The organism is Halorhabdus sp. BNX81 (assembly GCF_029229925.1).
Classification (GTDB): domain Archaea; phylum Halobacteriota; class Halobacteria; order Halobacteriales; family Haloarculaceae; genus Halorhabdus.
The window spans coordinates 1,024,694-1,049,569 of record NZ_CP107254.1; the positions used below are offsets into that span (position 1 = coordinate 1,024,694).

The 24,876-nt window shown below is 64.0% G+C and carries 27 protein-coding genes; 7 read left to right on the plus strand and 20 right to left on the minus strand.

The window, feature by feature from the left end; all coding sequences use genetic code 11:
- Positions 1-16: 16 nt before the first annotated feature.
- The 7 genes from mnhG to mbhE are packed head-to-tail and all read right to left on the minus strand — an operon-like array spanning position 17 to position 6,204.
- On the minus strand, positions 17-376 hold the full coding sequence (gene mnhG / locus HBNXHr_RS05130; protein ID WP_275740091.1) for a monovalent cation/H(+) antiporter subunit G: 360 nt from the start codon (positions 374-376) through the stop codon (positions 17-19).
- Positions 373-663, minus strand: coding sequence for a monovalent cation/H+ antiporter complex subunit F (locus HBNXHr_RS05135; RefSeq protein WP_275740093.1), 291 nt, complete (start codon positions 661-663; stop codon positions 373-375). Before HBNXHr_RS05135 ends, mnhG begins: the two co-directional genes overlap by 4 nt.
- Entirely contained in the window at positions 653-1,249 is a 597-nt protein-coding gene (locus tag HBNXHr_RS05140) for a Na+/H+ antiporter subunit E (protein WP_275883412.1), read from the minus strand. The genes HBNXHr_RS05135 and HBNXHr_RS05140 overlap by 11 nt, the downstream gene beginning before the upstream one ends.
- Positions 1,246-2,865, minus strand: coding sequence for a proton-conducting transporter membrane subunit (locus HBNXHr_RS05145; protein ID WP_275883413.1), 1,620 nt, complete (start codon positions 2,863-2,865; stop codon positions 1,246-1,248). The genes HBNXHr_RS05140 and HBNXHr_RS05145 overlap by 4 nt, the downstream gene beginning before the upstream one ends.
- Positions 2,865-3,248 (minus strand): sodium:proton antiporter, encoded by a 384-nt coding sequence (locus HBNXHr_RS05150; protein ID WP_015788330.1) that lies wholly within the window; start codon positions 3,246-3,248, stop codon positions 2,865-2,867. Before HBNXHr_RS05150 ends, HBNXHr_RS05145 begins: the two co-directional genes overlap by 1 nt.
- Positions 3,245-3,802, minus strand: a complete 558-nt coding sequence (locus HBNXHr_RS05155) for an MnhB domain-containing protein (protein WP_015788329.1) — start codon at positions 3,800-3,802, stop codon at positions 3,245-3,247. Before HBNXHr_RS05155 ends, HBNXHr_RS05150 begins: the two co-directional genes overlap by 4 nt.
- On the minus strand, positions 3,799-6,204 hold the full coding sequence (gene mbhE / locus HBNXHr_RS05160; RefSeq protein WP_275883414.1) for a hydrogen gas-evolving membrane-bound hydrogenase subunit E: 2,406 nt from the start codon (positions 6,202-6,204) through the stop codon (positions 3,799-3,801). The genes HBNXHr_RS05155 and mbhE overlap by 4 nt, the downstream gene beginning before the upstream one ends.
- A 219-nt stretch (positions 6,205-6,423) precedes the next feature.
- On the opposite strand from mbhE, the gene hpt reads away from it, so the two are divergent.
- Entirely contained in the window at positions 6,424-6,993 is a 570-nt protein-coding gene (hpt, locus tag HBNXHr_RS05165) for a hypoxanthine/guanine phosphoribosyltransferase (protein ID WP_275883415.1), read from the plus strand.
- A 32-nt stretch (positions 6,994-7,025) separates the two neighbouring features.
- Here hpt and HBNXHr_RS05170 read toward each other — a convergent pair whose 3' ends face one another.
- The 7 genes from HBNXHr_RS05170 to HBNXHr_RS05200 all read right to left on the minus strand — a co-directional run bounded on the left by HBNXHr_RS05170 (position 7,026) and on the right by HBNXHr_RS05200 (position 12,121).
- Positions 7,026-7,412: an FUN14 domain-containing protein gene (locus HBNXHr_RS05170; RefSeq protein ID WP_275740102.1), complete on the minus strand. Its 387-nt coding sequence runs from the start codon at positions 7,410-7,412 to the stop codon at positions 7,026-7,028.
- 51 nt (positions 7,413-7,463) lie between these two features.
- Positions 7,464-8,450, minus strand: a complete 987-nt coding sequence (locus HBNXHr_RS05175) for a transcription initiation factor IIB (protein ID WP_275883416.1) — start codon at positions 8,448-8,450, stop codon at positions 7,464-7,466.
- A 247-nt stretch (positions 8,451-8,697) separates the two neighbouring features.
- Positions 8,698-8,982, minus strand: a complete 285-nt coding sequence (locus HBNXHr_RS05180; protein ID WP_275883417.1) for a DUF357 domain-containing protein — start codon at positions 8,980-8,982, stop codon at positions 8,698-8,700.
- 65 nt (positions 8,983-9,047) lie between these two features.
- Positions 9,048-9,671, minus strand: a complete 624-nt coding sequence (amrA, locus tag HBNXHr_RS05185) for an AmmeMemoRadiSam system protein A (protein ID WP_275883418.1) — start codon at positions 9,669-9,671, stop codon at positions 9,048-9,050.
- A 96-nt stretch (positions 9,672-9,767) separates the two neighbouring features.
- Positions 9,768-11,519 carry a DNA mismatch repair protein gene (locus tag HBNXHr_RS05190; protein WP_275883419.1) on the minus strand — a complete coding sequence of 584 codons (1,752 nt, stop codon included), beginning with the start codon at positions 11,517-11,519 and terminating at the stop codon, positions 9,768-9,770.
- Positions 11,520-11,599: 80 nt separating this feature from the next.
- Complete coding sequence (locus HBNXHr_RS05195) at positions 11,600-11,851, minus strand: type II toxin-antitoxin system HicA family toxin (protein ID WP_275883420.1); 252 nt, start codon at positions 11,849-11,851, stop codon at positions 11,600-11,602.
- Entirely contained in the window at positions 11,852-12,121 is a 270-nt protein-coding gene (locus tag HBNXHr_RS05200; protein WP_275883421.1) for a type II toxin-antitoxin system HicB family antitoxin, read from the minus strand.
- Between the two features lie 135 nt (positions 12,122-12,256).
- Here HBNXHr_RS05200 and HBNXHr_RS05205 point away from each other — a divergent pair, with 135 nt between their 5' ends.
- Positions 12,257-12,865 (plus strand): hypothetical protein, encoded by a 609-nt coding sequence (locus HBNXHr_RS05205; protein WP_275883422.1) that lies wholly within the window; start codon positions 12,257-12,259, stop codon positions 12,863-12,865.
- Positions 12,866-12,888: 23 nt separating this feature from the next.
- On the opposite strand, the gene HBNXHr_RS05210 is transcribed toward HBNXHr_RS05205, so the two are convergent.
- Positions 12,889-15,720: a DEAD/DEAH box helicase gene (locus HBNXHr_RS05210; RefSeq protein ID WP_275883423.1), complete on the minus strand. Its 2,832-nt coding sequence runs from the start codon at positions 15,718-15,720 to the stop codon at positions 12,889-12,891.
- Positions 15,721-15,856: 136 nt separating this feature from the next.
- On the opposite strand from HBNXHr_RS05210, the gene HBNXHr_RS05215 reads away from it, so the two are divergent.
- Both HBNXHr_RS05215 and HBNXHr_RS05220 read left to right on the plus strand, forming a co-directional pair.
- The gene (locus HBNXHr_RS05215) at positions 15,857-16,639 is read left to right on the plus strand and encodes a creatininase family protein (protein WP_275883424.1); all 783 of its coding nucleotides are present in this window, start codon (positions 15,857-15,859) and stop codon (positions 16,637-16,639) included.
- Between the two features lie 188 nt (positions 16,640-16,827).
- A complete protein-coding gene (locus tag HBNXHr_RS05220; protein WP_275883425.1) occupies positions 16,828-16,968 on the plus strand; it encodes a hypothetical protein in 141 nt (46 codons plus the stop codon).
- A 132-nt stretch (positions 16,969-17,100) separates the two neighbouring features.
- Here HBNXHr_RS05220 and HBNXHr_RS05225 read toward each other — a convergent pair whose 3' ends face one another.
- From HBNXHr_RS05225 to HBNXHr_RS05235, 3 genes are read right to left on the minus strand one after another with little or no spacing between them, the layout of a single operon-like run.
- Positions 17,101-17,856: a metallophosphoesterase gene (locus tag HBNXHr_RS05225; RefSeq protein ID WP_275883426.1), complete on the minus strand. Its 756-nt coding sequence runs from the start codon at positions 17,854-17,856 to the stop codon at positions 17,101-17,103.
- Complete coding sequence (locus tag HBNXHr_RS05230; RefSeq protein WP_275883427.1) at positions 17,856-19,526, minus strand: hypothetical protein; 1,671 nt, start codon at positions 19,524-19,526, stop codon at positions 17,856-17,858. Before HBNXHr_RS05230 ends, HBNXHr_RS05225 begins: the two co-directional genes overlap by 1 nt.
- A complete protein-coding gene (locus HBNXHr_RS05235) occupies positions 19,523-20,794 on the minus strand; it encodes a Single-stranded DNA binding protein (protein WP_275883428.1) in 1,272 nt (423 codons plus the stop codon). The genes HBNXHr_RS05230 and HBNXHr_RS05235 overlap by 4 nt, the downstream gene beginning before the upstream one ends.
- Before the next feature lie 108 nt (positions 20,795-20,902).
- Between HBNXHr_RS05235 and HBNXHr_RS05240 the strand changes: the two genes are divergently transcribed.
- Entirely contained in the window at positions 20,903-21,565 is a 663-nt protein-coding gene (locus tag HBNXHr_RS05240) for a 2,5-diamino-6-(ribosylamino)-4(3H)-pyrimidinone 5'-phosphate reductase (RefSeq protein WP_275883429.1), read from the plus strand.
- Positions 21,566-21,599: 34 nt separating this feature from the next.
- On the opposite strand, the gene HBNXHr_RS05245 is transcribed toward HBNXHr_RS05240, so the two are convergent.
- Positions 21,600-21,893, minus strand: coding sequence for a hypothetical protein (locus HBNXHr_RS05245; RefSeq protein WP_275883430.1), 294 nt, complete (start codon positions 21,891-21,893; stop codon positions 21,600-21,602).
- Between the two features lie 144 nt (positions 21,894-22,037).
- Here HBNXHr_RS05245 and HBNXHr_RS05250 point away from each other — a divergent pair, with 144 nt between their 5' ends.
- On the plus strand, positions 22,038-22,364 hold the full coding sequence (locus HBNXHr_RS05250; protein WP_275883431.1) for a ferredoxin family protein: 327 nt from the start codon (positions 22,038-22,040) through the stop codon (positions 22,362-22,364).
- Positions 22,365-22,439: 75 nt separating this feature from the next.
- On the plus strand, positions 22,440-23,402 hold the full coding sequence (gene aglG, locus HBNXHr_RS05255) for a glucosyl-dolichyl phosphate glucuronosyltransferase (RefSeq protein ID WP_275883432.1): 963 nt from the start codon (positions 22,440-22,442) through the stop codon (positions 23,400-23,402).
- A gap of 103 nt (positions 23,403-23,505) precedes the next feature.
- On the opposite strand, the gene HBNXHr_RS05260 is transcribed toward aglG, so the two are convergent.
- Positions 23,506-24,861 (minus strand): sulfatase, encoded by a 1,356-nt coding sequence (locus HBNXHr_RS05260; RefSeq protein ID WP_275883433.1) that lies wholly within the window; start codon positions 24,859-24,861, stop codon positions 23,506-23,508.
- Between the last annotated feature and the right edge of the window lie 15 nt (positions 24,862-24,876).

Consider the following 24,876-nt stretch of genomic DNA (forward strand, 5'->3'; position numbering starts at 1 on the left):
TCGTCGCCAGCCTGCGTCAGTCTGTTTCTCCCTGTTCGTCACCGTCGTCCGGCACTGGCCAGGAGACACCCTCGACGAACGGGACGCCGATCTTCTGGGCCGACCGGGAGATCATGTGTGCGCCGGTCGGGGCCGTCAGAAACAGGAAGACGATCCCGACAAGCGAGATCAGCCCCGCTCCGCGTGGGCCAAAGTAGACGAACCCGGCGAGAAACAGCGAGGCAGCGCCGAGTGTCGTCGCCTTGCTCGTCGCGTGCAACCGGTTGTACACGTTGGGGAGCCGGAGCAGGCCGATCGTCCCGATGAGGAGGAAAAACGTCCCTGTCACGACCAGTACGCCGACGACGACGGCCTGCAGTGTCTGGAGCAGCGTCATTGGATGATGTCCCCCTCTGTGATGAAGCGAGCGACAGTGATCGTGCTGATGAACCCGATGATGGCGAGTACCAGCCCGACAGTGATGAACAGCCCCGTATCGGTCGTGAGCGCGAACAGGATCGCGATGGCGACGACGTTCGTCCCGATCGTATCCAGGGCGACGACGCGGTCCGGGACGGTCGGCCCGCGGATGACGCGGTAGGCTGCCAAGAGGGTCACTGCGCTCGCGATGATCAGGGCTGCATCGAGCACTGTGGCGAGCAACGCCGGGAATTCACTTGCCATTGGATTCACCTCCGTCTGTGTCTCCATTCGGAGTCTCTTCAGTATCTGCGTCCGGATCCGGGACTGGATCGGTCGGTGATCGCTCCTCGTCGAAGATCCGAAGCGCGTACCCTTCCCACTGGCGGATCGGGGCGACCACGAGATCGCGCTCGCGGCCGGCGATCGCGTGGACGTACAGCGAGTTTCGATCCCCGTCGTAGTCCATCGTGAGCGTCCCCGGGGTCAGTGAGATGCTGTTTGCGATCGTCGTGATCGCGGCGTCGGACTCGACACGGAGCGGGATTTCGATCACTGCGGGTTCGATCGGCATCGACGGGGCGAGTACCCGGTAGGCCACGTCGACGTTCGCGGTGATGAGTTCCGTCAGGAACAGGACGAGGTAGATTACCGTCGCCGGGATCGACCGGAGCAATCCGCCGATGGCGATCTCGCTCGCGTAGAACCGACGGAAGAGGTACGCGATCGGCATCCCGACGGCGAGGCCGGAGAGCGCCGCGCCGGCGAGTGGCATGGGGGCTGGTTCGACGCCGTTGACGAACAGCCACAGGACTGCAAGCGCCGCGCCGATGACCGGCCAGCGTCTCATTGTCCCACCTCCGGACCCACGGCATCGACGTAGCCGGCGTGGTCGATGGCGGCGTGTGCTGCTGTCTCCGCCACTCGATAGACTGGATCGAACCCGACGCCCAGCGCGACGACCAGCAGCGAGAACCCGGCGACGATCGCGACGAGCGTCGTCGGCCGATAGGCGTGGGCGACTGGCTCGGTCTGGCTCCCCCAGAACACCTGACTCCAGGCACGGGACATGTAGATGATCGTCAGGATCGCACCGAGGAGTGCGGCCCCGAGTGCAAGTTCGGCGAACGGAACGCCCGCCTCGAGTGCCCGGCCAGCCGAATCGAACACGAGGAGCTTGCCGAAGAACCCGGTCAACGGCGGGATGCCGATCATCGCGAGTGCGCCCAGGAAGAACGACCCGGCGAGAATCGGCCGCCGGGCGGCGAGGCCACCCACCGCGCTGAACCGCGTCGAACCGACGCTCTCCTGGATCACCCCGCTGATCAGGAACAGTAGGGACTTGGCGATCGCGTGATTCAGCGAGTAGACGAGCACGGCGATCAGCGAGACGGTCCTGATCGGCCCTTCTGTCCCAGCGGCAAGCGCGATGGCGAGGACGATGAACCCGACCTGCCCGATGCTCGAATACGCGAGGACGCCATCGAGATCGTTGCGCGAGACGGCACCCAGCCCGCCGACGAAGATACTCCCGACGGCCATGATGAACAGGACGGGACCCAGGAAGTCGCTGAAGGCCGACCCCGAGAGCCCGAGTCCGAGCGCGCTGTCGAGGCTGGCACCGCCAAGAACTGTAAACACCAACCGGACGATCGCGTAGACGCCGACCTTCTTCGTGACGCCGGCGAGCATGGCCGAGATCGGAGCCGGTGCGGCCTTGTAGGCGGCCGGCACCCAGAACTGGAACGGAACGATGCCGGCCTTGAGCGCGAAGACCGCGAGCAGGATGCCACTCAGTCCGAGCACTGGCGCGGGATCGATGCCGTACTGGCTCGCGTGGGTGAGGCGGCGTGACATATCCGCCATGTTGAGTGTCCCCGTCGTCGCGTAGAGCCCGCCGATCGCGACCAGCATGAGCGCACTGCCCAGGAGGTTGAGCACCGTGTACTGCAGCGCCGCGCGGGTGTGCTCGCTGCGTCCGTAGAACACGACGAGGACGTAACTCGGCATGAGCATGACCTCGAACCACACAAAGAGGTTGAAGATGTCGCCGGTCAGGAACGCTCCGGTGACACCCGTCAGCATGAAGTGAAACAGCGAATGGTAGGCGACGCGCTGGCCGTACTCGGTGACGTACCGTGCTGAGAACACCAGCGCAGCGACCGAGACGATCGCCGCGAGCACGAGCATGAACGCCGAGAGTGCGTCGGCCACCAGCGAGATACCGAAGGGCGCTCCCCAGTCCGACAGCTGATAGGTCAGCGTCGTCGTCTCCCCGCTTGCTCCGGTGAGCACGTCGATCGAAAAGACCCGACTGGCGATGGCCCCGACAGCCAGAACGTAGCCACCGATGCCCAGCAGGCTGATCGCGCGCTGGAGTCGGCCGTAGCGCCTCGTCAACAGCGTCAGAATCGCCGTTGCCAGCGTGATCACGAGCGGTGCCACGACGACGTGTGCAAGCGCCATTATTCACTCACCTCCGAGAGATCGATCGTCCCATGTTCCTCATAGACTCTGAGCGTCAACACGAGCGCGAAGGCGGTCGTCCCGAAGCCGATGACGATCGCCGTCAGGACGAGGGCCTGGACCAGCGGGTCCGTCGGCGTTCCGTGACCGCCACCGCCGTGACTCACGATCGGGACGCTGCCACGGAGGCCGCCCATCGTCACCAGGTAGACGTTCGCCGCCTGGCTGATGATCGACACACCCCAGACGACCCGGACGACGTCGCGCCGGAGGATCAGGAACGTCCCCAGCGCGAACAGGAGGCCGAGCACGACGGCCAGAATGATCTGTGGCTCGCCACCGCTCGTCGCCCCGCCGGATGCTGAAAGCAGTGTCTCGATCATTCGTTACCCACCACCGCGAGGATCGTGAGGAGGCCACCGACGACCACGACGTAGACGCCCAGGTCGAAGACGAGCGCGCTTGCGATCTCGACCTCGCCGTAGATCGGGAGGTGTTCGAGGAACACGACAGCCTGCGTGAGGAACGGATATCCCAACGCCATCGCGGCCACGCCGCCACCGGCCGCAATAATCAGCCCGATCGTGAACACCTCGCCGAACTCCTTGGTGATCGACGCGGAACTTTCAGAGCCAGTGTCACCGACGTCCAGCGGGAACGACCGCGGCAGTATCGTCCCCGACAACAGGTTGTCCTCGACGTAATGCAACCCGTAGATGATGTACACGAGTGCGATCCCCGTCGTCGTCAATACGCCCGCGATGAAGCCACCACCTGGCTGGTTGTGGCCCTGGAGCAGGAGCGCGATCGCCACCAGCAGGATGATCGGGACGACGATGCGGACGACCGTCCGTGCGATGACTGTCGTATCCCCGTCGGTCACCTGCGGGACTGCTGTCTCCGCATCGGTCGTTGTCGGGGTCGACTCACCACTCATTGTGTCTCACCTCGTTGCCGCATCGCGATCATCGTAATGATCGAGAGCGCAGCCATGGCGACGACGGAGATTTCCCCCATCGTATCGAAGGCCCGGAAGTCGACGAGGATGACGTTCACGATGTTGCTCCCGCCACCCCACTCGAGCAGCCACTGGCCGTGCTCTGTGGGGACCCCACCGCGTTCGAGGAAGTACGTGTAGATCGGCTTCCCCGGCGTTGCGGCCGTCGAGACGAGCACTGTCAGGAAGACGGTCACGCCGACGACTCCCGAGACGATGGTGTCCGTGACTATCTGGCGGCGTTTCAGATCGCCGTAGAACGCCGGCAGCTTGTTCAACACGAGCAGGAACAGGACGAGCACGAGCGTCTCGATGACGAGCTGAGTCAGCGCCAGATCCGGCGCGTTCGCCAGGATGTAGAAGATGGCGACCATGAACCCGAGGATCGACAGCGTCAGGACGCCGGCGACGTGGGAGGGTGCGATCGTCACGGCGAGTGCCGCCACGACGGCGACGCCCAGCACGATGACGATCGGGGCAGCCAGCGTAATCGAGGAGAGCGCGGGCAGGACGACGCCGGCGGCGACGTACCCACCGATCGTGAGTGCGGCGACGCCGACCAGTAGCCAACTCGCGTACGTTCGAATTCGGCCGGTGTGGAGGCGTTCGGCGACAACGCCCGTCCGGTCGAGCCAGTTCATGATCCCGTCGTAGTACCAGTTCGGCGACAGCGGCTTGATCGACGCCAACCGATCGACGACGGCCGCGAGCCGATCGTAGTAGGGATAGGCGACTGCGCCGACACCGACCGTAATCGCGCTCATGCCCGCCGCTGGCGTGAGCGAGGTCGGGAGGTAGTAGCCAAAGTGCGGATTGGAAGCCCCCACGCTTTCGAGGATCCGGTTGATGAACGCTTCGAGCGGCCAGAAGTGGATACCGAGTGTCCCACCGATACCGCCGAGCCCGATCACGCCCGCCAGCGTGGCGAGAATGACCGGCGGCGCGAGCATCGGGAGGGGCGGCGAGTGGACGTGCTCGAGGGCGTCCGGCCGGTCGCCGAAGAACAGCGAGAGGAACTTGATCGAATACAGGAACGTGAAGATACTCCCGAAGACCGCGACAACGGGAAGCAGCCACCACAGCCCACCTGCGTGTTCGGCCGCGTGGAAGGTCGCTTCAAACAGCAACTCCTTCGAGTAAAAACCGTTGAACGGCGGGAGGCCGGCCATGCCGAGAGCCGCCACGACGGCCACGGCGGCGGTGATCGGGAGGTCACGCCAGAGGCCGCCGAGTTCCGACAGCAACCGACTGCCGGCCTCGTGGGCGACGATCCCGGCGACGAGGAACAGCGCCGCCTTGAACAGCGCGTGATTCAGGATGTGGAACGCGCCCGTCTCCGCGCCGTATTTGTACTGTATGCCGAATCCGGCGACGATGAGGCCGAGATGCGAGGCCGTCGAGTACGCGAGCAGTTCCTTGATGTCGTCGGCCTTGATCGCGAGCATCGCGCCGACGGTCATCGTCAGCAGGCCGAGACTGGCAAACAGGAGTTCCCACTCGGCCGAGCCAAGCAGCGGCCGGAACCGGCCGATGAGATACACGCCGGCTTTGACCATCGTCGCCGAGTGGAGGAAGGCCGAGACCGGTGTCGGGGCCTCCATGGCGTTGGGTAGCCAGATGTGCAGCGGTACCTGCGCGGATTTCGCCGCGGCACCGACCGCGAGCAGCGCCAGGACGGGCACGAACAGTCCCGCCGACCGAAGTCCCTCCCGCATCGCCCCGGCGTTTTCGATCATTGAGCCCTCGCCGGCCAGCCGGAACGTGGCTGTGCCCATAACGTCGGCTGAGACGGTATGCAACAGGAGGAAAGCGATAAGCAAGAACAGCCCGCCGGCGACCGTGATGACCATCGCCTTCCGGGCGGCATATTGCGAATCCGGGTCGTCCTGATAGTGGCCAATCAGAATGAACGACGAGACGCTCGTGAGTTCCCAGAAGACGAACAGCGCGAGCAGGTCGGCGGCGAAGGCGACTCCGAGCATCGCGCCCATGAACACGAGCAACGTCGTGTAGAACTTCGCTTTCCCCGGTTCGTCGTGCATGTACCCGCCCGAATACGTGAAAATCAGGATACCGATCCCGCTGACGACGAACCCGAGCAACAGCGAGAGGCCATCGACGTACAGGGCGAGCGAGACATCTAGCGATGGGATCCATGGTATCGAGACGACCCCCTCAGTTCCGTACTGGGTGCCGATCAGCCCAAAGGCGACTGCCGCGACCGCCGCCCCGAAGTAGGCGACGCGCTCGCCGGCCAGCCGATAAACCAGCGGCGCGATCGCTGCCGCCAGAAACGGCAACGCCAGCACGACAAGGAGGACGCTCTGACTCGGTGATTGCACATCTCAGTGTTCCCGGGAGAGTCGACTTAATCCTTCTCAAATACCCCGATCCTGTCACTCGGTACGAGGGCCATCACGAAGGGTGTCTGTGGCGGTCACGTCCGAAACACGGTTTGGATCTATGCGATCCGGACGGTCAGTACCGTTCAATAATCGGATGAGAGACCATCGGCTGGTCGATTACGTGCAGCTTTTAATTACGGGGGCAGTACCGCCGCCATGGATCGGCTCAAACAGTCGTTGCTCGACGCCCCGGTAATCGAAAAGGAGGAGTACCAGTATTTCGTCCATCCGATCAGCGACGGCGTCCCGATGCTCCGTCCCGAGCTCCTGCGTGAGATCGTCATCCGGATCATCCGGAAGGCCGAGCTGGAAGATGTCGACAAAATTGTCACGCCCGCGGCGATGGGAATCCACATCTCGACGGCTGTTTCGCTGATGACTGATATCCCGCTGGTGGTCATCCGCAAGCGTCAGTACGGGCTCGAAGGCGAGGTGTCCCTCCAGCAGGTCACCGGTTACTCCGAGAGCGAGATGTACGTCAACGACGTCTACGAGGGCGACAAGGTGCTTGTGCTGGACGACGTTCTTTCGACGGGTGGGACACTCGCCGGCATCACTGGGGCGCTCGAAGAGATCGGCGCGGACATCGTCGACATCGTCGCGGTCATCAAGAAAGTCGGCGGCGAGAACAAGATCGATGACTCCGATTTCGACGTCAAGACACTGATCAACGTCGACGTCGAGGACATGGAAGTCATCATCGTCGACGAACAGGGCGACGGGTAATTCCAGCAGGAAAACAGCCCTCAGGCGTCCGACTATCCTTTCTTGAAGCCGACCAGAAAGCCACCGGTGAAGCCGGCACCGACCGGCACCGTCGAGAGGACGCTCATCACCCACGACGGGGGCTGAGCGGCTGCAGCACCACCGGCTGTCGAGTTGTTGACCGCTCCGGTCGCGTTGGTCGCAACGCCAGTCGCGTTTTCGGCGGCACCCGAAATCGCATCCCAGTTCACCTCCAGGATACCCCTGGTTTCGAGGAATTTGAACAGCGCGAGTTCCAGGCCGATAATGATCGCGATGAGTTTCGCGACTTTCTTGGCCGCGAATCCGATGACGCCGCCGATAACTGCACCACCACCAACTTCGAGCCCGAGCTGCTGTGGGTTGTCCAACCCGAGTTGGAGCGGATTTATGTCTACCATACGCGATGGATCACAGCCGTCAGTTAAGACTCTTGTGGGAGGCCGCCCAGCTTACGCGACCTGCTGGCTACCGGCCGATTTAGCCTCGAGAAGCTCCTTGTAGCGGTTCCGGATCGTCACTTCGGAGATGTCCGCGACCTCGGAAATGTCTCCCTGGGTCACTCGCTCGTTGCTCAACAGCGCGGCCGCATAGATCGCGGCCGCGGCGATTCCGACTGGACTCTTCCCGCTGAGAATACCGGATTCACGCGCGGAATCGACGAGTTCGCGAGCCTGCCGGGAAACTTCCTCGCTCAGGTTGAGATCGGAGACGAACCGCGGAATGTAACTTTCGGGGTCGGCGGGCTTGACCTCCAGATTCAACTCCCGGACGACGTAGCGATACGTCCGTGTGAGCTCCATCCGGTCGATCCGGGAGACGCGTTCGATCTCGTCGAGACTGCGGGGGTTGCCGGCCTGTCGGGCGGCGGCGTACAACGACGCCGTCGAGACACCCTCGATGGAGCGGCCGGGCAGGAGGTTCTCGTCCAGCGCGCGGCGATAGATGACGCTTGCCGTCTCCCGAACGTTTTCGGGCAGACCGAGCGCCGAGGCCATGCGGTCGATCTCGCCGAGTGCCTGCTTGAGATTACGCTCTTTGGAGTCCCGCGTCCGGAAGCGCTCGTTCCAGGTGCGCAACCGCTGCATTTTCTCGCGCTGGCGGCTGGACAGCGAATTCCCGTAGGCGTCTTTGTCCTGCCAGCCGATGTTGGTCGAGAGCCCCTTGTCGTGCATCATGTTCGTCGTCGGTGCGCCGACACGGGACTTTTCGTCTTTTTCCGCAGCGTCGAAGGCCCGCCACTCCGGGCCGGGATCGATTTCGTCCTCTTCGACGACGAGGCCACACTCGCCACAGACGGTCTCGCCGCGCTCGGAATCCGTTACCAGGTTGCCACCACACTCCGGACAGACCTGTGTCTCGTCGTGGTCGATCCGCTCGTCCGCTGTGCGTTCGCTAGTTTCTTCTACGGGCCGTGATCGGGTTGAAGTTTCGCTCATGATGGGGGATATCGGGTAACCGCGGGAGACAAAATATTAACGCGCTGAGTTACCCTTTGTGAGATGAAGTAAGTGTTGGAAGTATTTAAACCTTGGCCTAAGGCTTATGTATGTAGCGTCTCCATGGCAGGGATGTTCATACCAAAAGAGTACGTTTCACTTCCCACAAGACCCCGGTAGGTGACGGCGGTGTATGTCCTCTATCACCCCCCTGCAGACCACCCCGTCCGGGCTGGAAACCGAAGCTTCAGACAGTAAAGAGGTGTCCGTCTTCGGGAACGTCAAAGAGGCCGATTCGCGCGCCGGCGTCGAGCCAGGCGTGGCCGTAGGAAAACGCTGCGAGGGCGTTGACCAGATCATCATCGTCACGAAAGTGACGGCCGTCTTCGAGATACGACTGGGCCATCTCTTCGAACTCCGCGGCCGCGTCCCCGAGCGGCGTCCCGTCCGGTGGCCGAACGGTGGCCGCATCGAGAGCTTCGGAAAGCAATCGCTCGTAGCGATCGGTCTTCTCGACGAGATCGGCTGGCATAGGCTGACGTTCACGCGGTTGCCTCCTGAGTCTGTCGGCTATTGGTCGCCGGCTACATCCGGCGGTTACTCGGCCGCCTGGACCTGGGTGTAATCCTCGACGGTTACGGTCCCGTCAGGCGACGTCTCTGCAAAAACCTGCGCGGAAAAGCGTTTGACGATCGCTTTCTCACGTTCCCAGGCATCTGGCGGTAATCCGGCCTTCCGGGCCGTCTCACGGAGAAACTGCGTGGCGGTCCAGTCCCGCTCGGCAGCGACCTGGGGCAGCAACAACCCGCTCTGTCGCCCCTGGGTGACGATCAAGCCGTCCCGACCGACGACGATGTCCTCCGACTCGACGTCCGGCAGGGACTCCGGCGGCGTCAAGATACTCACCGAGACGGTGATCGAATCGAGTTCGTCCGGCGAAACCCGTGGGAACCGTGGGTCCGCTGTCGCCGCCTCGACCGCTGCCGCTTGCAGGGCTTGCCCGAGCGCTTGTTCGGGGCGGGGCCGACCGATGCAACCCCGCAAATCGCCATCCGTCTTCAGCGTGACGAACGTTCCCCGCTGCTCCGAAAGGACTGGCAAATCGGGTGCCGTGGGTGTCGGCTCGTCGGTAACGGCGGCTTCGATGATCCTCCGTGCGTATTCGAGAAGCCGTTTCCCCGTTTCCGTGTCGAGACGTGGCGTGTTCTCGCCCGTCGCCATCGACACGACCTTGGGACTCGACCGCCCTACGCTGGAACCCCCACCATTGAGGGCCTTTAGATGAGCCAGTCCGGCGGAACGGTTCGGCCGAAGGCCTCAGCCGGACCATTCGGCGTCCGAAAGCGTCCGCTGGACCGCCTGCTCGCCGACGGCGGCAGCCAACGTTCGAAACCCGCCACGTTCGCTTCGATCGTCGGCATCGGCGACGAGTCGCGAGACAATGAATTCCGGCGTCGAGCGGCCGACGGTCCCAAAGCGTGGCTGGTAGTCGACTTCGAGTTCGAGATCCGTCGTCAACCCCTCGGCGAAGATGCCGTCAGTTCGGGCTGCGGCCGGTAACGGTTCCAGATCGTCGGCCAGGTGCGTGACGAACACGCCGAGCGCCGGCTGGTCGACGGTCAGCGTTACCAGGCCGTGAAGGAGATCGGCGGCGCTGCCGGGTTCGGTGATCGCCTCGAACTCGTCGACCAACATTAACGTTCGGCCCTCGTCGGTCAGCGGCGGGACGACTGTCCGCAGGGTCGATTCGAGGACGCCCGCGTTGAAGCTCGCGTGTCGGCGGTGGAAAACGACGGCGTCGACGATCCCGACTTCGGCGGCATCCGCTGGCACGGGCAGCCCCATCTGTGCGAGCAACTGGACCTGCGCGAGCGTCTCCAGCAGCGTCGTCTTCCCGCCGCTGTTGGCTCCTGTCAGGACCGCAACCCGATCGCCCCGTGGCGGTTCGTTCGCGCCGGCGACGGACAATGAATGGTCCCCGATCCCGTAGGTGACGGCCTGGACGGACTGGTCTGCACCGATCAGTTCCAGGTTACGCGCGTTCTCGACCGCCAGCACGCGCCCTTCGCGGTACGTCGGCGCGGTGAGATCGAACTCGTGAGCGAACCGGGCCAGCGAGACGTCGCGTGCGATCTCGTCGACGACGTCGACGGCGGCGTCGACATCCGCGCGGGCCAGTTCCAGGCTGGCCTGCAGTCGCTCGCGGACCTCGGCCTCGCGTTCGTCGACGGCTTCCCGACGATCCGCGGCAAGGTCTCGAAGCGTTTCCGAGACGAAATCAGTCACGTCCGGGGCATCGGCGACCATCGCCTCCCTGACGGCTCCCACGTCGACGCCGGTTTCGCTGACGACGTGGTCGACGAATCGCTCGCGGAACTCGTCGCCGCCCCGGACGCCAGCATCGCGGATCGTGGCGATCACCGACTCGGCGTCGGCGGCCATGTCCTCGATCGCTCCAAGCTGCATTTTGAGATCGTCGAGACGGTCGTCAGCACCGGCCGCGACGCCGTCCGCCTCGAGCGCGGCGAGCGCGTCGGCCGCGGCCTCGAGCTGTTCGACGTCGAGGTCTGCGAGCGGCGCGAACACACCGTCGGTGACACCGGTCTCCCGCAATGCCAGTGCGGTCCGGACGCCGGCGAGATCGCCGCCTTCGACGCTGTCGTAAGCCTCGAAGGCCTCGATGATGCGCTCCCGGGTCGCTTCGTCGAGGTCGTCCCAGACAGCCGCGGCGTCCATGACAGTTTCGAGGCGCGACTCCATGGCTGCCTGCGAATCGAGGGGCGTGAGCAGCCGGATGCTGTTTGTGGCGTGACGAGTTACCGCGTACTCACTCGCCAGATCGAGCACAGACTTATAAACTGATCGGGCGTCGCGGGTCGAAAGCACGTCCATCGCCCCGCCCTGGGCCCGGCGGAGAATCCGCGTCGCCCGCCCGCGGCTCAACCCGGCCTCGGTCAACGTCCGGAGATCGCCCGATTCGATGGCTTCGATCGCGGTTTCCAGCCCCAGCGACTCGGCGAGGAGCTCACGGGTCTTCGGCCCGACGCCCCAGTAGTCCGCTACGTCCATGGTTGCATGCTCTCCCGGGTGTCCTTAAGGTGTTACCCCTCCGGTCGAACACAATCCGATTCGGCGGCACAGACCACGGACTATCCGTTGGCGTCGATCCAGTTGCAGAACGCGTCAAAATCGTTCGCGCCCGCGCTCTGAGCGATCTCCCGAAGCGTCCCCGTCCGGAGCTCGTCATGCAATGGGACGGTGACGCGTCGACGATCGTTCTCGTTCGTCGGATGTTCGTAATACAGCTGTGCGTGGTCACCGGCCGTCCGACGCCATTCGAATCCGCCAGTATTGACTAGCACTTTGATGACTTCCATTCCGGAAAAGGTCTGTCGACCCATCTATTCGAGCACGTCTGGCGGGGTCTCGCCTCCGGTCCTGTTTTTGCCCGGATCGATTCCCAGTTCGCGTAACTCTTCATTGGTTGGTTCGTGTCCGACCTCGTCGGCCTGCAGTGCGACCGCTTCGTCGAGATTGGAGAGCGCAGCCTCCCTACTTCGACCTTGCGTCGTGACATCGGTCTCGATGTCCTTCGCGATCCACCAGTCGTCCTCCCGCCATAGGTGGATTTCGTCGTCGTGGGGATCGTTATCAACCGTCGAACTAGCCATCGTACCTATAGATAGGACCGCTCTCGCATAAAAAGTTGCTCACGAGATGGCTTTGAGAGCGTTCTCGGAGTACCTGACAGGCACGCTGAGCCTCCGGCCGGCAGTATGAAATACCTCGCTCGACAATTTCGGTTGATGAGTGCGCCCGACGATGGAGCGTGTCCACGATGCGAAACGCCGCTCGCGGGTGCGGATGAATGTCCAGAGTGTGGGCTCACGATCCGGACGGGCGAGGACGGCCTCACATCGGAAGCAGCCGACGCGATCGTCGAGCGGACCTTGTCGAACGCGTCGGCACGGCGACAGCCGTCCAGCCAGACGCTTCCATATCCACTCAGGCTGGCGTCGGCCCTCGCGATCAGTATCCCGTTTGCCCCGCTGTCGGCGTTTGCCCTGACGAGTCTCGTTCCCGCCCATCCGATCATCGTCATTCTTGTGGGGATGCTCTCCTGGATGGCACCCGCTGCCGTACTTGCCCGGACGCCCGTTCCCTCGCTGATCGTCGGCCGGGGGCTGACCGTGATGGGGGCGGTCGTCGCCGTGACGCCGCTGGTCGTCGCCGGCGGCCGGGCGCTCGTCGGCACTGCCGCGACCACGAACCCCCCGATCGACGGGACCCAGACCATTTACGGGTCGTTTCTACTCTTTGGCCTGGTGATTATAGCTGCCGGAATGGCCGTCTCACGGGTCGCCGGCCGGAAACGTGACGCCTGGCAGGACGCCAGCCCCCGCCATCGAGAGTGATTTCAGCCGGGAACCGCCAGCTGTCACTCCCAGAACGACCGCGTCCGGGCGTACTCGCGTTCCCGGGCGAGGATGTCCCGGTAGAAATCGTCCTCGTTCTCCCGGAGTTTGTTGATGATGCGGGCCGCGTTCGTCGGGCCGACGCCGCGACCCGCCAGCGCGATGATCGCCTGCTTGCCGTGGCTCTGGACGAGGTCGGCGGCCTGGTGGGCGCGTTTCGTCCGGCGCTCCTGCTCGTCGTCCTTCTCGTCGGCCTTGACTGCGGTGACGGTCTCCTCGTCCCACGGGTTCAGCGCCGCGATCCGGGTCGACCCACACTCCGGGCACTTCGGCCGGTCGCGCACTCGCTTGACCGGCTTGGTGGTCGTATAGGACTCACAGTGAACGCAGAACAGGATGACGCGGTCCTCCTGGATCCGGTCTTTCAGCGTCTGGATCACGCTCGCGTCGGCGTTCTCGGGGGCGAGGAGTTCCTTGCTGCCCGAGCGACCGCCGCGACCGATCGCCGTCCGGCCGCCGACGGTCTCGACAGCGATGTCGCCCGACTGGATCTCCCGAAGTAACTCGCTCGTCCGGCCGATGGCGAGTTTCTCGTGGATCAACTCCCGCAGGGCCTCGTCGTAGATCGGAGTGTCCTCCAGGGCCTCAAGCAGGCGATCCCGGCCGAAGCGGCTGCTCCCCCGTCCACGCCAGTTCTTGAGCGCGCCGAACTTGGTGGCGACCTGCGCGAGTCGGAACTTCAGCGCGTCGGCGTTCTTCAGACTGAGCTCGATCAACCCCTCGACGTGAGCGGGATCGGTCGATTCGAGTACGTCGACGACGTCGCCGGCGGTGACGTTTCGGGGCACCTCCAGAGAGATCCGATAGGGATCGACGTCGAGGCCGACCGACGAGCCCGTCCGCTGGCCGAGCAGCGCCGAGAGGAGTCGACCGAGTGTCTCGTTGACCTTGTGGCCGAAGGCGGCATTGAGCACGATGTCCCGCCCCTCGAACTCCACGACGATCCGGTCGGGGCCGGGAACCGGTCCCTCGTGATATTCGATCTGTTCGAGCGCGGACCGGATCGTCGCCTCGGCGGCATCGTATCTTCCAGCGAGGTGCCGGGCGACGCTTTCGGGCTCGCCCCCGGCCCGGAGTTGCTCGGCGGCGACCCCCCGGATCTCGGCGACTTCCTGCGCCACGTCGTAGGGCACCGGGATCTCCTGGCCGGTCCAGGAGGGGACTTCACCCGCTGGATCGCCGACCGGCGTGACGTGGACCGTCTCCTCGTCCTCGTCGATCTCGGTGATCCGCCACATCTCGCCGCCCTGGATGAACACCTCCCCCGGCGCGGCGAAGTTGACGACGAAGCGTTCATCGAGCGTCCCGACCTGCCGGCCGCTCGTGCCGTCGGCGACGTCGTAGGTCGCCTCGTCGGGGATCATCGAGAGGTTGTGATAGAAGTACTGCCAGGTCCCCCGGCGTTTGCTGAGCTCGTCGTCGTCCTCCTCGAGCCAGACAACTCGATTGTCGGCGAGCTCACGCACGATCTCCCGGAAGACAGCTTCGGAAATATCGCCAAAGGGGTAGGCCCGCGTGACGATCTCGTAGGTGCGGCGGGCGTCGACCTCTCCCAGGTCCATGACGACGCCCGCGATCTGGTTGGCGACGGTGTCCCGACTCCCGTGGTGGATCGCTGCCGGTTCGACCTCGCCGGCCCGGGCCATTCGCGCAATGGCGAGCGCCTCGAAGGTCTCGTCGGGGCTCGTCGTGACGATCGTCCCTGCGGACGTTCGATCCCGGCGGTGGCCCGCCCGCCCGATGCGCTGGAGCAACCGGGAGACTTGCCGGGGGCTATTGTACTGGACGACGTGATCCACGCGCCCGACGTCGATCCCGAGCTCCATCGAGGAGGTACACAGCAACGCGTCCAGGTCGCCCGCCTTGAACGCGTCCTCGACCTCGACGCGAGTGTCCGAGGCCAGCGACCCGTGGTGGATGCCAACGTCCGTGCCGTACTCCTTGAGTCGCGAGCCCAACGCTTCGGCCGTCTGGCGGGTGTTGACAAACACCAGCGTCGACTCGTGGGTTTCGATCAGTTCGTCGATCTGCCTGACGTGACTGGCGACCTCGGCATCGGTGACGATTTCGCCGGCGACGTTCTCGTCGCGCTCCTCGATCGAAGGGCGGACGACGTCGATCTCGATGTCGCTGCCGGCGTCGATCTCGACGATCGAACACCCGCGATCGCCAGTCAGAAACCGCCCGACTTCCGCGGGATCGCCGACGGTCGCCGAGAGCCCGATCCGCTGGAACGGGCCGGCGAGTTCCCGGAGTCGTTCGAGGCCGACGGTCAACTGTGCGCCGCGTTTTGCGGCCGCGAGTTCGTGGACCTCGTCGACGACGACGTGGGCGACGTCTGCGAGCCCCTCCCGGAGTTTCTCGCCGGTCAGGATCGCCTGGAGCGTTTCTGGGGTGGTGACGAGGACGTCCGGCGGATCCTCGGCCTGTTGCTGGCGGCGGTATTGGGTGGTGTCGCCGTGGCGGACGTCGATCTCGAGGTCAAGTGTCTCACCCCACCATTCCAGGCGATCCCGCATGTCGCGATTGAGTGCCCGCAGCGGCGTGACGTACAGCGCGGCGATCCCCTCGGGCGGATCCCCTTCGATGGCGTCGAAGACCGGGAGCATCGCGGTCTCGGTCTTGCCGCTGCCGGTCGGGGCGATCACCAGCGCGTCCTCACCGTCGGCGATCGGGGGGATCGCGCGACGCTGTGGCTCGGTCGGCGTCGTGAACCCGCGATCGGACAGCGCCGATCGGACGGCCTCACCGAGGTGCGCGAAGACGGCGTCACCCTCGCGCGTCGCCTCGCTCATTACAGCAGTATTGGGTGCTGAGCCGATTAAACGCGTTGGAAGGTGTGTCCACAGATGCCACTTTGGTACTCCTTGATCGTTCACGTGCAATCGCACATGGGGACACGTTCTTGCCCTCGAAACCCGTTGGAGGTGTATGTACCTCGCCGACGCCGCGTGGCCGGATCTGGAGTCGTACTTCGAGTCGGAGTCGATCGCACTCGTCCCGCTGGGTTCGACCGAGCAACACGGCCCACATCTGCCGGAGGGGACTGACCACCTCATCGCCGAGGCGTTCGCCACGGAGGTCGCCGACCGGACTGGATTCCTGCGAACGCCGCCAGTCCGGATCGGCGTGAGTCCCCATCATCAGCAGTTCCCGGGGACGATGTCCGTCGATCCGCCCGCGTTCCGAGACTACGTCGAGAGCTTCACCCGGAGTCTCACCACGCACGGCATCGACCGGGTGATCTACGTCAACGCCCACGGCGGCAACATAACCCATCTCAGAGAGGTCGGTCGGCGACTCCGCGAGGACGGGACCGCCTTCGCTGTCGAGTGGATGTGGGACGAGAGCATTCCCGAGCAGGTCACCGATGCGTTCGAACACAACGGGCCACACGGCGGCCCCAAGGAGACCGCACTCATCCAGCACCTCCATCCGGATCTCGTCCACGAGGATCGACTCGAGGAGGCGCGTGACACCGGCCTGGTCGAAGTGAGCGAGGACGTCGGTCGCGTCCACGGTGCTCGCACGTTCTACGACTCGATCGAGAACAGCGAGAACGGGGTTTTCGGGGACCAAACTGAGGCGACCGCCGAGATCGGTGCGGAGCTGTTCGAGGCAGCCAGCGACGAACTCGTCGCACTCGCCGAGTGGCTGGACGAACAGCCCTTCGAGGACCTCATGCCGCGCGAGCACGTATCGACCAGATCGTAGGCGGCGGTCATCTCGATCGAGGTATGCTGCCATCTGATACGACATGCTACCCCAGATACCAGTATCGACTGCAGAAACTCGTCTTTCGGAAATCTGTATTTCTGAAATATCGATTTCGGGAATATTGATTTCTTTATCGACTTCCGTGCATAGTGGTTTGCTACCAATACACGCGAAACGTTCAGACGATGGTCGATCCGTCAACCGCGCCGCTCGTCGAGCTGATCGGTCACCTCGCGCTGGCGTTCGAGGTCGGCGCACTCGTCGGCTTAGAGCGGGGCAAAGCGAGTCCGGAGAGACCTTCGCCGGCAGTCGAACGTTCCCGCTGATCGCGCTCCACGGTAGGCTCGTGGCGGCGCTGCTGGTCGCCATCCTCGGCGCGATGACGATGCACTCCGATCGAAGTGCGACCGTCGCGATCGTCGTCGGGTTCGTCTCCTCGACAGCGACGACAGGTACGTCTAGATCTGATCGTACGGTCCGAGTCGCGTCCCGTCCAGTAAATAGGCCGTCCCGTCAGCGAGCCCCTCGGGTAAAAAGGGGGAGAGGAACGACTGCCCCGCGACGTTGATCCAGGTGCCGCCCGAGAGGTCGTTGAACGCCGGGAACACGACGAGTTCGCCGTCGACTTGCAGACGCGTATCGTCGTCGTGCTCCCGAAAAGGGACGGGATCGATCGCTCCGCGGAGCCAGACGCGTTCCTTCCGTCGGCCGCCGACCTCGTCTTCCAGCCGGACGACAGGGTGTTCGTGGCCGATGCAGACCGTTTCGGCGGCGAGGACGTCCGGTGCGGGCCAGGTGTGACCGTGAGCGAACCCGATCGATCCCAGCCGCACGCCCGATCCGTCAGTGATCGCCACGCCCTCGCGGTCGGCAAGCAGCGACTCGATCTCGCCGTCGTGGTTGCCCTTCACGAGCGTGAGCGGAATCCGATCGGTGACCGCCGAGACGAGACGGTCAATCTCCTCGCGCTCGTCTCGCTGTGGCGTCCCGATGGCATGACCCAGGTCGCCCAGGACAACCAACCGGTCCGGATCCGTCTCGGCTACCAGCGAGAGCACGTTCTCGCGCCGCTGGTCGGCCCCGGACGCGAGTTCGACCCCTTCTCGACGCAATCCGGCTTCGATGCCGGCGTGGACGTCCGCCACAACAAGGGCGCGTCCATCCGGAACCTCGACGATCGCTGCAGGTGCGCCGGGGACCGGTTCGACCGCCATCAGATCGACTTGAGCCGGCCGTCGCTGGGTTCGTAACACCGGCCGTTCATCAGCGCATCCTGGATCGCGTCCACGACATCGGCCGCATCGACGCCGTGGGCGTCCTGGACGCGCTCGATGACCGCCTCACGGTCGGCCCCGTCACCGTCGTCGAGCGTCGCCATCGCGTCCATCGCCGCGTCTTCGAGATCGATGTCCTCCGGCTCGGCCGCGGATTCGTCTGCTCCACTCGCCAGCTCTTCGGATCCCGGTTCCTCGGCAGCCGGTTCCGGCTCGCCTTCGGTCGCCGTATCCGTTTTCTCGGCTGCAGGAGCCGCTTCGTCGGCCGTCTCTTCGGTTGCAGGAGTCCCCCCGTCGTCTCCAGCCGTCTCCGGTTCGATCGGTTCGTCGGGCGTCTCGATACCGGCTTCGCCCGGCTCGTCGACCTCCGCGCCGGACGTGAACTCGGTCCCGAACTCGTCTTTGATCTGCTCACGCTCGTCCTCGTCGAGTTCGAATTCGCCATCGAAGTCTTCGAGGTCGGCCGTGTCCTCACTCGGCTCGTCGGTCGGGGTATCCGTCTCTGCCGCTGGGGTGTCCGTATCCGTTTCGCCCCCTTCCTCACTCGTCTCGGTCGCAGATTCGGCTTCAGGGGTTTCGTCGCTGTCGAATCCATCGCCTTCGGCCGCGTCGCTCTCCCCGGACACGTCAGCCGTGGACGCAGACGCGCTCTCTTCAGACGCCGCCCCTGCGTCACTGTCCGCGGTCGTCGAAGCGGTGTCATCGGCCGATGGCGACGCGTCAGCTGTCGACGCCGATGTATCGAATGTAGATGTCGTCGCCCCGGTTGATGGCGTCTCCTCGTTCTCCGTCGCCGGACTCTCTCCCTGTTCGGCCGTCCCGGCAGTCACCCCCGTCGGTTCGCCGATCGACGCGGTCTCAGCAAGCGCGTCCAGATCAGCGTCGCCGCCCTGATCTGGGGACAGCGACAGGGATTCGACCTCGTCGCGCTCGCCCGCGACGACTTCCAGTGCCGACGTGGCCAGCGTTCGCATCGCCGCCAGGTACCCCGATGTCGTCCCGTAGTGCTCTACGGCGAGCGGGATTCCGGCCGCCAGCCCTGGTTCGACACCTCGTTCGTCGAGTGCCGCCCGGAGTTCGTCGCCGCGGACGTCGAGTTCCATCGCCGTCGCCATCGTCCCGACGCGTTCGAGCGTCGCCTCGGCGGCCCCGACCGTCCAGCGATCCCGGGTCACCTCGTCGACCTCGTTGAGACTCTCCGGACGGATCGAAGTGTAGACGACGTCGCTATCGTCGGGCTGGAAGGTCCGGGCCTTGCCCGTCACGGCGACGTAGGCCGGCGGTTCGGCGCGTTCGAGGAACGTCTGGGCGTCGGGCTGGTACTGGCCGGCGTAGACGACGAATGTTCCGGTTGGGTCTGCGATCCGCGCCCGGAGGACATCCTCGCCGGCCGGGCTGACCTCCGTCAGGACGCCCACGGCGAACAGGCGATTGACGCGCGCGCCGGTCGGCGTCACGACGTAGTTGGGCGCACGGTCGGCGTCGCTCTCGGAGTAATCGAAGTCGCTGTCGTCGAACTCGGCAGCGAACACCCGATAGGCGACCTCGCGACGGCCTGGACTGTCGTCCCCGCCGTCGTCAGCATCGCCGTTTCCGTTCTCGGCGCTCATGCGTCCACCTCCGCGAGGACCTCGCGGGCACGGTCAGCGGGATCGTCACCGCGGGCAGCGAATTCGGTGGCGTTGAGCGTCGCGCCGAAGTCATCGACGCTCAGCGATCCGCGGACGCGGAACGCTCGCCCCACGATGGCCTCGCGGATCGCGTCGGTCACCACGTCCCGATCCATCGCGTCGCGGGCGTGGTCCCGAGCGTCCTCGAGCCCGCCGCCGTAGACCTCGGCGGTCAGTTCCTCGTCGAGGACGGCGGTGACGGTTCCCGTCCCGTCGTCGAGGATCGCCTTCGTCCGGAGGTCGTCCTCACCCTCGACCGCGCCGTGGCTCCGACACTGGCCGTTCTGGACGACCCGACCGCACTCGGGGCAGCGCTCGATGAGTCCCGAGCCGTCCCGGACTGCGATTGCGGTCCCGGTCACTTCCACGTCGAACAGCCCGCCGCCCTCGACAGCCTCGCGGATGGCCATTCGGGGGGCGTCGTCGGTCGCCTCGACCGTCCGATCGAGTGCGGTGACGGTCGAGAACTCCGAGACGTTGATCGCCGGCGCGCCGCGGAACTCCCTGACGAAGGCGTCCTCGATCCGGATCGACGCGCCTTCCTCGATCTCGGCGTGTGGATCCCAGTCGGTGAAGGGGAGCCGAGCAGTCTCATCGGCGAGGACGCCACTCAAGATCTCGGTCTCGCCGTCGCGGCCGTCGATGATCTTCTGCTCGCGTTCGAGGACCTGCACCTCGGCGTTGACGCCGCGGTCTCCCGGTGCGAGTGCCGCGAGCGTGCGATCCCCGCCGATCTCGTAGGGGACGTCGATCGCGTCGTCGCTGAGACGGACCGTGGTGCGCTCGCCGAGGTTCAACTCGGGTTCGCCGTCCCACTCACGGACGCCCGCGTTCTCGATCCGGACGACATCGCCGGGTTCGACGCCGAAGTCCTCCCAGGCCGTGTAGGAGATCTTGCCCGTTTCGTCGGCGAACTCGCCCTCGTGGATGACGTGATCCGAGCCCTGGTACCGGATCGAGCGTGTGCCGACGGTCAGGAAGACGCCGGTCACGGAGACGGCGTCGTCGCCAGTCGAGACCTCGGCGACGTCGGCTTCGGGGATTGACCCGCCACTGTCGTCGCTGTCGCCGTACTTCCGACGGAGGCTCTGTACTGCTTCCTCCAGCGGGACGCTGTAGGAGACGAGGTTCTGTAGGTCTTCTTTGACCTCCGCTTTGTCAACACCGAGGTCGGAGGCAAGCTCCTCGGCTTTGTCTTCGACGGACATGGTCGTCCGTTCGATCGCAGCGGGTAAAAAGACACCCGTCGGTTGCCGTCACCACGTTCAGCCTAGCCCGGCGAAAGTGGCTTTTTGCTCCCGCGAGAAGCCCCCACGATGCACGTCGTCGTCAACGCCGCCATGAGCGCGGACGGCAAACTCTCGACGCACGACCGCGAGCAGGTCGCGATCAGCGGCGAGACGGACTTCGACCGCGTCGACGGACTCCGGGCCGACAGCGACGCGGTCATGGTCGGCGTCGGGACCGTCCTCGCTGATGATCCCTCGCTCACGGTCGACGACCCCGATCGAATCGCTCAACGGCGTGACCGTGGCGATCCATCCCAGCCCGCTCGCGTCGTCGCCGATTCACGTGCCCGGACACCACCCGACGCTCAGATTCTCGACGACGAGGCCGAGACGTACCTGGTCGTTGGCGAACGCGCGGCGACGGAGAAGGTCGAGCGGCTCGAGTCCACGGGTGCGACAGTTATCCATGCCGGTCACGACCGCGCCGATCTCTCGGTGGGACTCGGCGCGCTCGAATCCCATGGGATCGACCGACTCATGGTCGAGGGCGGCGGCGAACTCATCTTCTCGTTGTTCGCGGACGACCTCGTCGACGAACTCTCGGTGTTCGTCGGCCCGATGCTCATCGGCGGGCGCGATGCACCGACGCTCGCCGATGGCGACGGGTTCATCGAGGAGTTTCCGGCCCTCGATCTACGGGATGTCGAGCAAATGGACGGCGGCGTCCTGTTGCGGTGGGACGTCGCCTGAGAAGCTGTATTGTGTCTTCGGGTAACTCAGTCGCTCAGTGGCTGTGTTCGATCAGATCCTCGTATCGCGTGTCGAAGCGTTCCTCGAAGCGATCCATCGTCGCGGCTTCGACTGCTTCGAGTTGCTCGTCCGGTTCGCCCTGGCTGTGATGGACGGCGGAGTGCATGCGCTGGGCGAACCCGAACATCGCGATGTCGGCGACGACGGTGGGCGTCGACTCGTCGCCCTCGGTCAGCAAGTCGATGAGTTCGACCGGAAGCTCCATCTCGTCGGTCGCGTCGTCAGTTTCGAGCGTTACTGTCGTCGTCTCCAGATCTTCGGCTGCCATGGCCCTCCGTTCGGTGACCGGCCTTAAGCCTCTATCGGGACAGACAGGCGGCCACGCCGCTCTTGGCTGTTCAGATTCCCCAAAAACCCGGCCCAGCCTGCCCGCTGACGTGGATTTATCCACCCCCTTGCCGAACCTCATTGTATGCCAATCGATCCGGAGTTCGCCCAGAACCGCGACGTCGTCGACGAACACGAAGACCACGATGTCTGGGGCCCCGTCGAGGAACCAGAGACGCTCGGTATTCACGGCACGCACGTCGCCGTCGACTTCGACATCTGCCTGGCGGACGGCGCGTGTCTGGAGGACTGCCCGGTCGACGTCTTCGAGTGGGTCGAGACGCCCGGCCACCCCGAAAGCGAACGCAAGGCTGATCCGGCGAACGAGTCCCAATGTATCGACTGTATGCTCTGTGTCGACGTCTGTCCGGTCGACGCCATCGACGTCAATCCCGCGCGTGCTGACGACTGAAATGAGCCCCACGTTTCGTTCTTGCCGCCCTGCTGAACGGAAACCGTTTTCCTGACCGCTCCCGCACGTCTCGACATGCGCGTCTCCGTCGTCCTCTGTATACACACCCTCGACCGCTATGACGATTTCACCGAGGCGGTCGAGAGCGTCCGCGCCCAGACGTACGACGACGTCGAACTCGTCCTCGTCAGCGACGGCAGCGACGCGGTCTTCGAGCAGTTCCGGACCGACTTCGGCGAGGACGACGACGCGACGCTCGTCAAGCTTGCGGAAAATCGGGGGTTGCTCGAGGCTCGAAACGCGGGTGCCGAGGCGGCCTCGGGCGATGTGGTTGCGTTCCTCGACGACGACGCGATCGCCGCGCCCGACTGGATCGAACGTCTGGTTGCGGGCTACGAGAAGCGGGACGCGATTGCGGTCGGCGGGAAGATGACGCCGGAGTGGGTGGCGGGCAAGCCTGACTTTCTGCCGGCGGAGTTCTACTGGCTCGTCGGCGTAACCCATCGTGGGTTCGGGCCCGACGGAGATATGGACGCTGCCGGGGAAGTTCGGAACACCTTCGGGTCGAATATTTCGTTTCGACGGGACGTGTTTCTGGAACTTGGCGGGTTCGACACGAATATCGGAGGGCGGCAGGGCGACGCGAACCTCCAGGGCGGCGAGACGGAACTGTGTGCCCGACTCCGCGAGGAGTACACCGAGGGCGTCTGGTACGTCCCTGAAGCCGAGGTCGCCCACAAGGTGTTCGAGTACCGGACTGAGATAAGCTGGTTGCTCGATCGAGCGTTCTGGCAGGGGTACTCCAAGCGAGCGATGGAAGTGCTAGTTCCCGAATCCGGCAGTGAGGAGCGTGGATTTCTGAGTCTCCTCGCCGGCCGGTTTCTACCGATGCGTCTCCGGAAACTCGTGTCTGGGCCAAATCGCGAACGACTCCTGAAATGTATGATGCTACTTGTGTTTACAGGGGTGGTCGGTGTGGGATATCTCTATGGAGGGATCAAATACAGTCGCCTATTCATGGATGGATCCGACCGATAACCCAAGCGTCCGTGTATTTGGTAGTATTCAATCTGGTGTGATCGTGACTGCAACCGTTTTTGCGGATCATTTTTTTTTCACCTTATCTCAGCACGCCGAAATTTCACTCTAAATATCCAAGATCTTTGAGCCGAGCTTCCGTTTCGTTGTCCATCGAAACGTTCGGAAGTGTCTCGTTGGTTTCTCGGAGCTCCTCTAAATGTTCGCGGAGTCGTTCCTGAAGGTTGTCCGCGATGTCCGGCTGGTCGTTGATTACATTCTGTGTCTCATCAGGATCTGATGCTAGATGATACAGCTCACGCACCCCTGCATCTCGATCCCATATGTATTTCCACTCGGGAGTGCGGACTGATAGCTTGTACTCGTCGTTTTGCCACGTCTCGCTGATAACGTCGACATCTTCTCCCGATCCGGCTGCAGCCAGCAACGAGCGTCCACGATATGAGTCAGGGGTCGGTACGTCGGCTAAGTCGGCGACGGTCGGGGCGATATCGAGCAGTTCGACCTGTTCGTCCTGGTGGCCTGTTTCCTTGACATCGGCACCAGATACAATGATCGGAACGTGAAGCACCTCGTCGTACATCGTCGGCGTATGACTGAACTGGCCATGTTCACGGAACTCATCGCCGTGATCTGACGTGAGAACGACGGCTGTGTCTTCGTCCCCACCGTGTTGATTCGCTACATCGATCAACCGGCCAATATGTGTGTCTGTGTACCGGATCTCGGTGTCGTAGAGGTCAACGAGGGTCTGATACTCGTCGTCCGAGATCTCCTCCGGTTCTTCGAGCATCTTCCGGCGAAGTTGGATGGCCTCGCGTTCGGAGACGCCGGGATCAATGCCTAGATCCGCACTGATCTTACTGTGTGGGACATACGGGTGATGAACGTCCATATAATGGACCCATACGAAAAAATCACCAGTCGTCGATTCGATCCACTCGATGGCTTCGTCGGTGATCGTTTCGGCGTCTTTGTAGGTCTGGCCGACGTCGACGCCCGCCTTTTCTTCGGTGACATCGTACAGGCGCTGGAGTGTGCGGTAGACGATACCGTCGTCGTCGAGGTTGAGCTTCACGAACGCCCGGAGCTTCGCCAACAGTGAGGGATCCGTTTTCGAATCATAAAACTGGTCGAACCCGCGCCCATAGTTGTAGTCCCGCGAAAGCCAGAGGTTCGAGTGGAACGCCGCAGTCTCGTAGTCACCCTCACTCACTACTGATCCGACGGTTGTCCGCTGGTCCGAGAGATATTCAAACCCGCCAAATTCCAGCGGATACGTCGAAGTGATTATTGAAGGGAACGATGCGCGTGTCCAGCTAGAATTTGCGTATGCATCAAAGGAGAGCCCATCGGCAGCGAGCGAATCGATAACCGGTGACGTTTCCCGGTCGTATCCATAGTACCCCAGGTGATCTGCCCGGAGCGAATCGATCGTCACCAGAACGATATTAGTCATACGGGATTGTCGATG

What these genes read in the sequence shown, in the direction of transcription:
- HBNXHr_RS05180 (WP_275883417.1), bottom strand. Translation starts at nt 8,982, where the DNA reads ATGCCAGCCGATCTCGTCGAGAAGACCGATCGCTACGAGCGATTGCTT.
- aglG (WP_275883432.1), top strand. Translation starts at nt 22,440, where the DNA reads ATGCGCGTCTCCGTCGTCCTCTGTATACACACCCTCGACCGCTATGAC.
- HBNXHr_RS05205 (WP_275883422.1), top strand. Translation starts at nt 12,257, where the DNA reads ATGAGTGCGCCCGACGATGGAGCGTGTCCACGATGCGAAACGCCGCTC.
- HBNXHr_RS05140 (WP_275883412.1), bottom strand. Translation starts at nt 1,249, where the DNA reads ATGAGACGCTGGCCGGTCATCGGCGCGGCGCTTGCAGTCCTGTGGCTG.
- HBNXHr_RS05245 (WP_275883430.1), bottom strand. Translation starts at nt 21,893, where the DNA reads ATGGCAGCCGAAGATCTGGAGACGACGACAGTAACGCTCGAAACTGAC.
- HBNXHr_RS05235 (WP_275883428.1), bottom strand. Translation starts at nt 20,794, where the DNA reads ATGTCCGTCGAAGACAAAGCCGAGGAGCTTGCCTCCGACCTCGGTGTT.
- HBNXHr_RS05225 (WP_275883426.1), bottom strand. Translation starts at nt 17,856, where the DNA reads ATGGCGGTCGAACCGGTCCCCGGCGCACCTGCAGCGATCGTCGAGGTT.
- HBNXHr_RS05135 (WP_275740093.1), bottom strand. Translation starts at nt 663, where the DNA reads ATGGCAAGTGAATTCCCGGCGTTGCTCGCCACAGTGCTCGATGCAGCC.
- HBNXHr_RS05210 (WP_275883423.1), bottom strand. Translation starts at nt 15,720, where the DNA reads ATGAGCGAGGCGACGCGCGAGGGTGACGCCGTCTTCGCGCACCTCGGT.
- HBNXHr_RS05170 (WP_275740102.1), bottom strand. Translation starts at nt 7,412, where the DNA reads ATGGTAGACATAAATCCGCTCCAACTCGGGTTGGACAACCCACAGCAG.
- HBNXHr_RS05220 (WP_275883425.1), top strand. Translation starts at nt 16,828, where the DNA reads ATGGTCGATCCGTCAACCGCGCCGCTCGTCGAGCTGATCGGTCACCTC.
- HBNXHr_RS05150 (WP_015788330.1), bottom strand. Translation starts at nt 3,248, where the DNA reads ATGATCGAGACACTGCTTTCAGCATCCGGCGGGGCGACGAGCGGTGGC.
- HBNXHr_RS05250 (WP_275883431.1), top strand. Translation starts at nt 22,038, where the DNA reads ATGCCAATCGATCCGGAGTTCGCCCAGAACCGCGACGTCGTCGACGAA.
- HBNXHr_RS05230 (WP_275883427.1), bottom strand. Translation starts at nt 19,526, where the DNA reads ATGAGCGCCGAGAACGGAAACGGCGATGCTGACGACGGCGGGGACGAC.
- HBNXHr_RS05240 (WP_275883429.1), top strand. Translation starts at nt 20,903, where the DNA reads ATGCACGTCGTCGTCAACGCCGCCATGAGCGCGGACGGCAAACTCTCG.
- hpt (WP_275883415.1), top strand. Translation starts at nt 6,424, where the DNA reads ATGGATCGGCTCAAACAGTCGTTGCTCGACGCCCCGGTAATCGAAAAG.
- HBNXHr_RS05260 (WP_275883433.1), bottom strand. Translation starts at nt 24,861, where the DNA reads ATGACTAATATCGTTCTGGTGACGATCGATTCGCTCCGGGCAGATCAC.
- HBNXHr_RS05195 (WP_275883420.1), bottom strand. Translation starts at nt 11,851, where the DNA reads ATGGGTCGACAGACCTTTTCCGGAATGGAAGTCATCAAAGTGCTAGTC.
- HBNXHr_RS05145 (WP_275883413.1), bottom strand. Translation starts at nt 2,865, where the DNA reads ATGGCGCTTGCACACGTCGTCGTGGCACCGCTCGTGATCACGCTGGCA.
- mnhG (WP_275740091.1), bottom strand. Translation starts at nt 376, where the DNA reads ATGACGCTGCTCCAGACACTGCAGGCCGTCGTCGTCGGCGTACTGGTC.
- HBNXHr_RS05155 (WP_015788329.1), bottom strand. Translation starts at nt 3,802, where the DNA reads ATGAGTGGTGAGTCGACCCCGACAACGACCGATGCGGAGACAGCAGTC.
- HBNXHr_RS05200 (WP_275883421.1), bottom strand. Translation starts at nt 12,121, where the DNA reads ATGGCTAGTTCGACGGTTGATAACGATCCCCACGACGACGAAATCCAC.
- amrA (WP_275883418.1), bottom strand. Translation starts at nt 9,671, where the DNA reads ATGGCGACGGGCGAGAACACGCCACGTCTCGACACGGAAACGGGGAAA.
- HBNXHr_RS05215 (WP_275883424.1), top strand. Translation starts at nt 15,857, where the DNA reads ATGTACCTCGCCGACGCCGCGTGGCCGGATCTGGAGTCGTACTTCGAG.
- HBNXHr_RS05175 (WP_275883416.1), bottom strand. Translation starts at nt 8,450, where the DNA reads ATGAGCGAAACTTCAACCCGATCACGGCCCGTAGAAGAAACTAGCGAA.
- HBNXHr_RS05190 (WP_275883419.1), bottom strand. Translation starts at nt 11,519, where the DNA reads ATGGACGTAGCGGACTACTGGGGCGTCGGGCCGAAGACCCGTGAGCTC.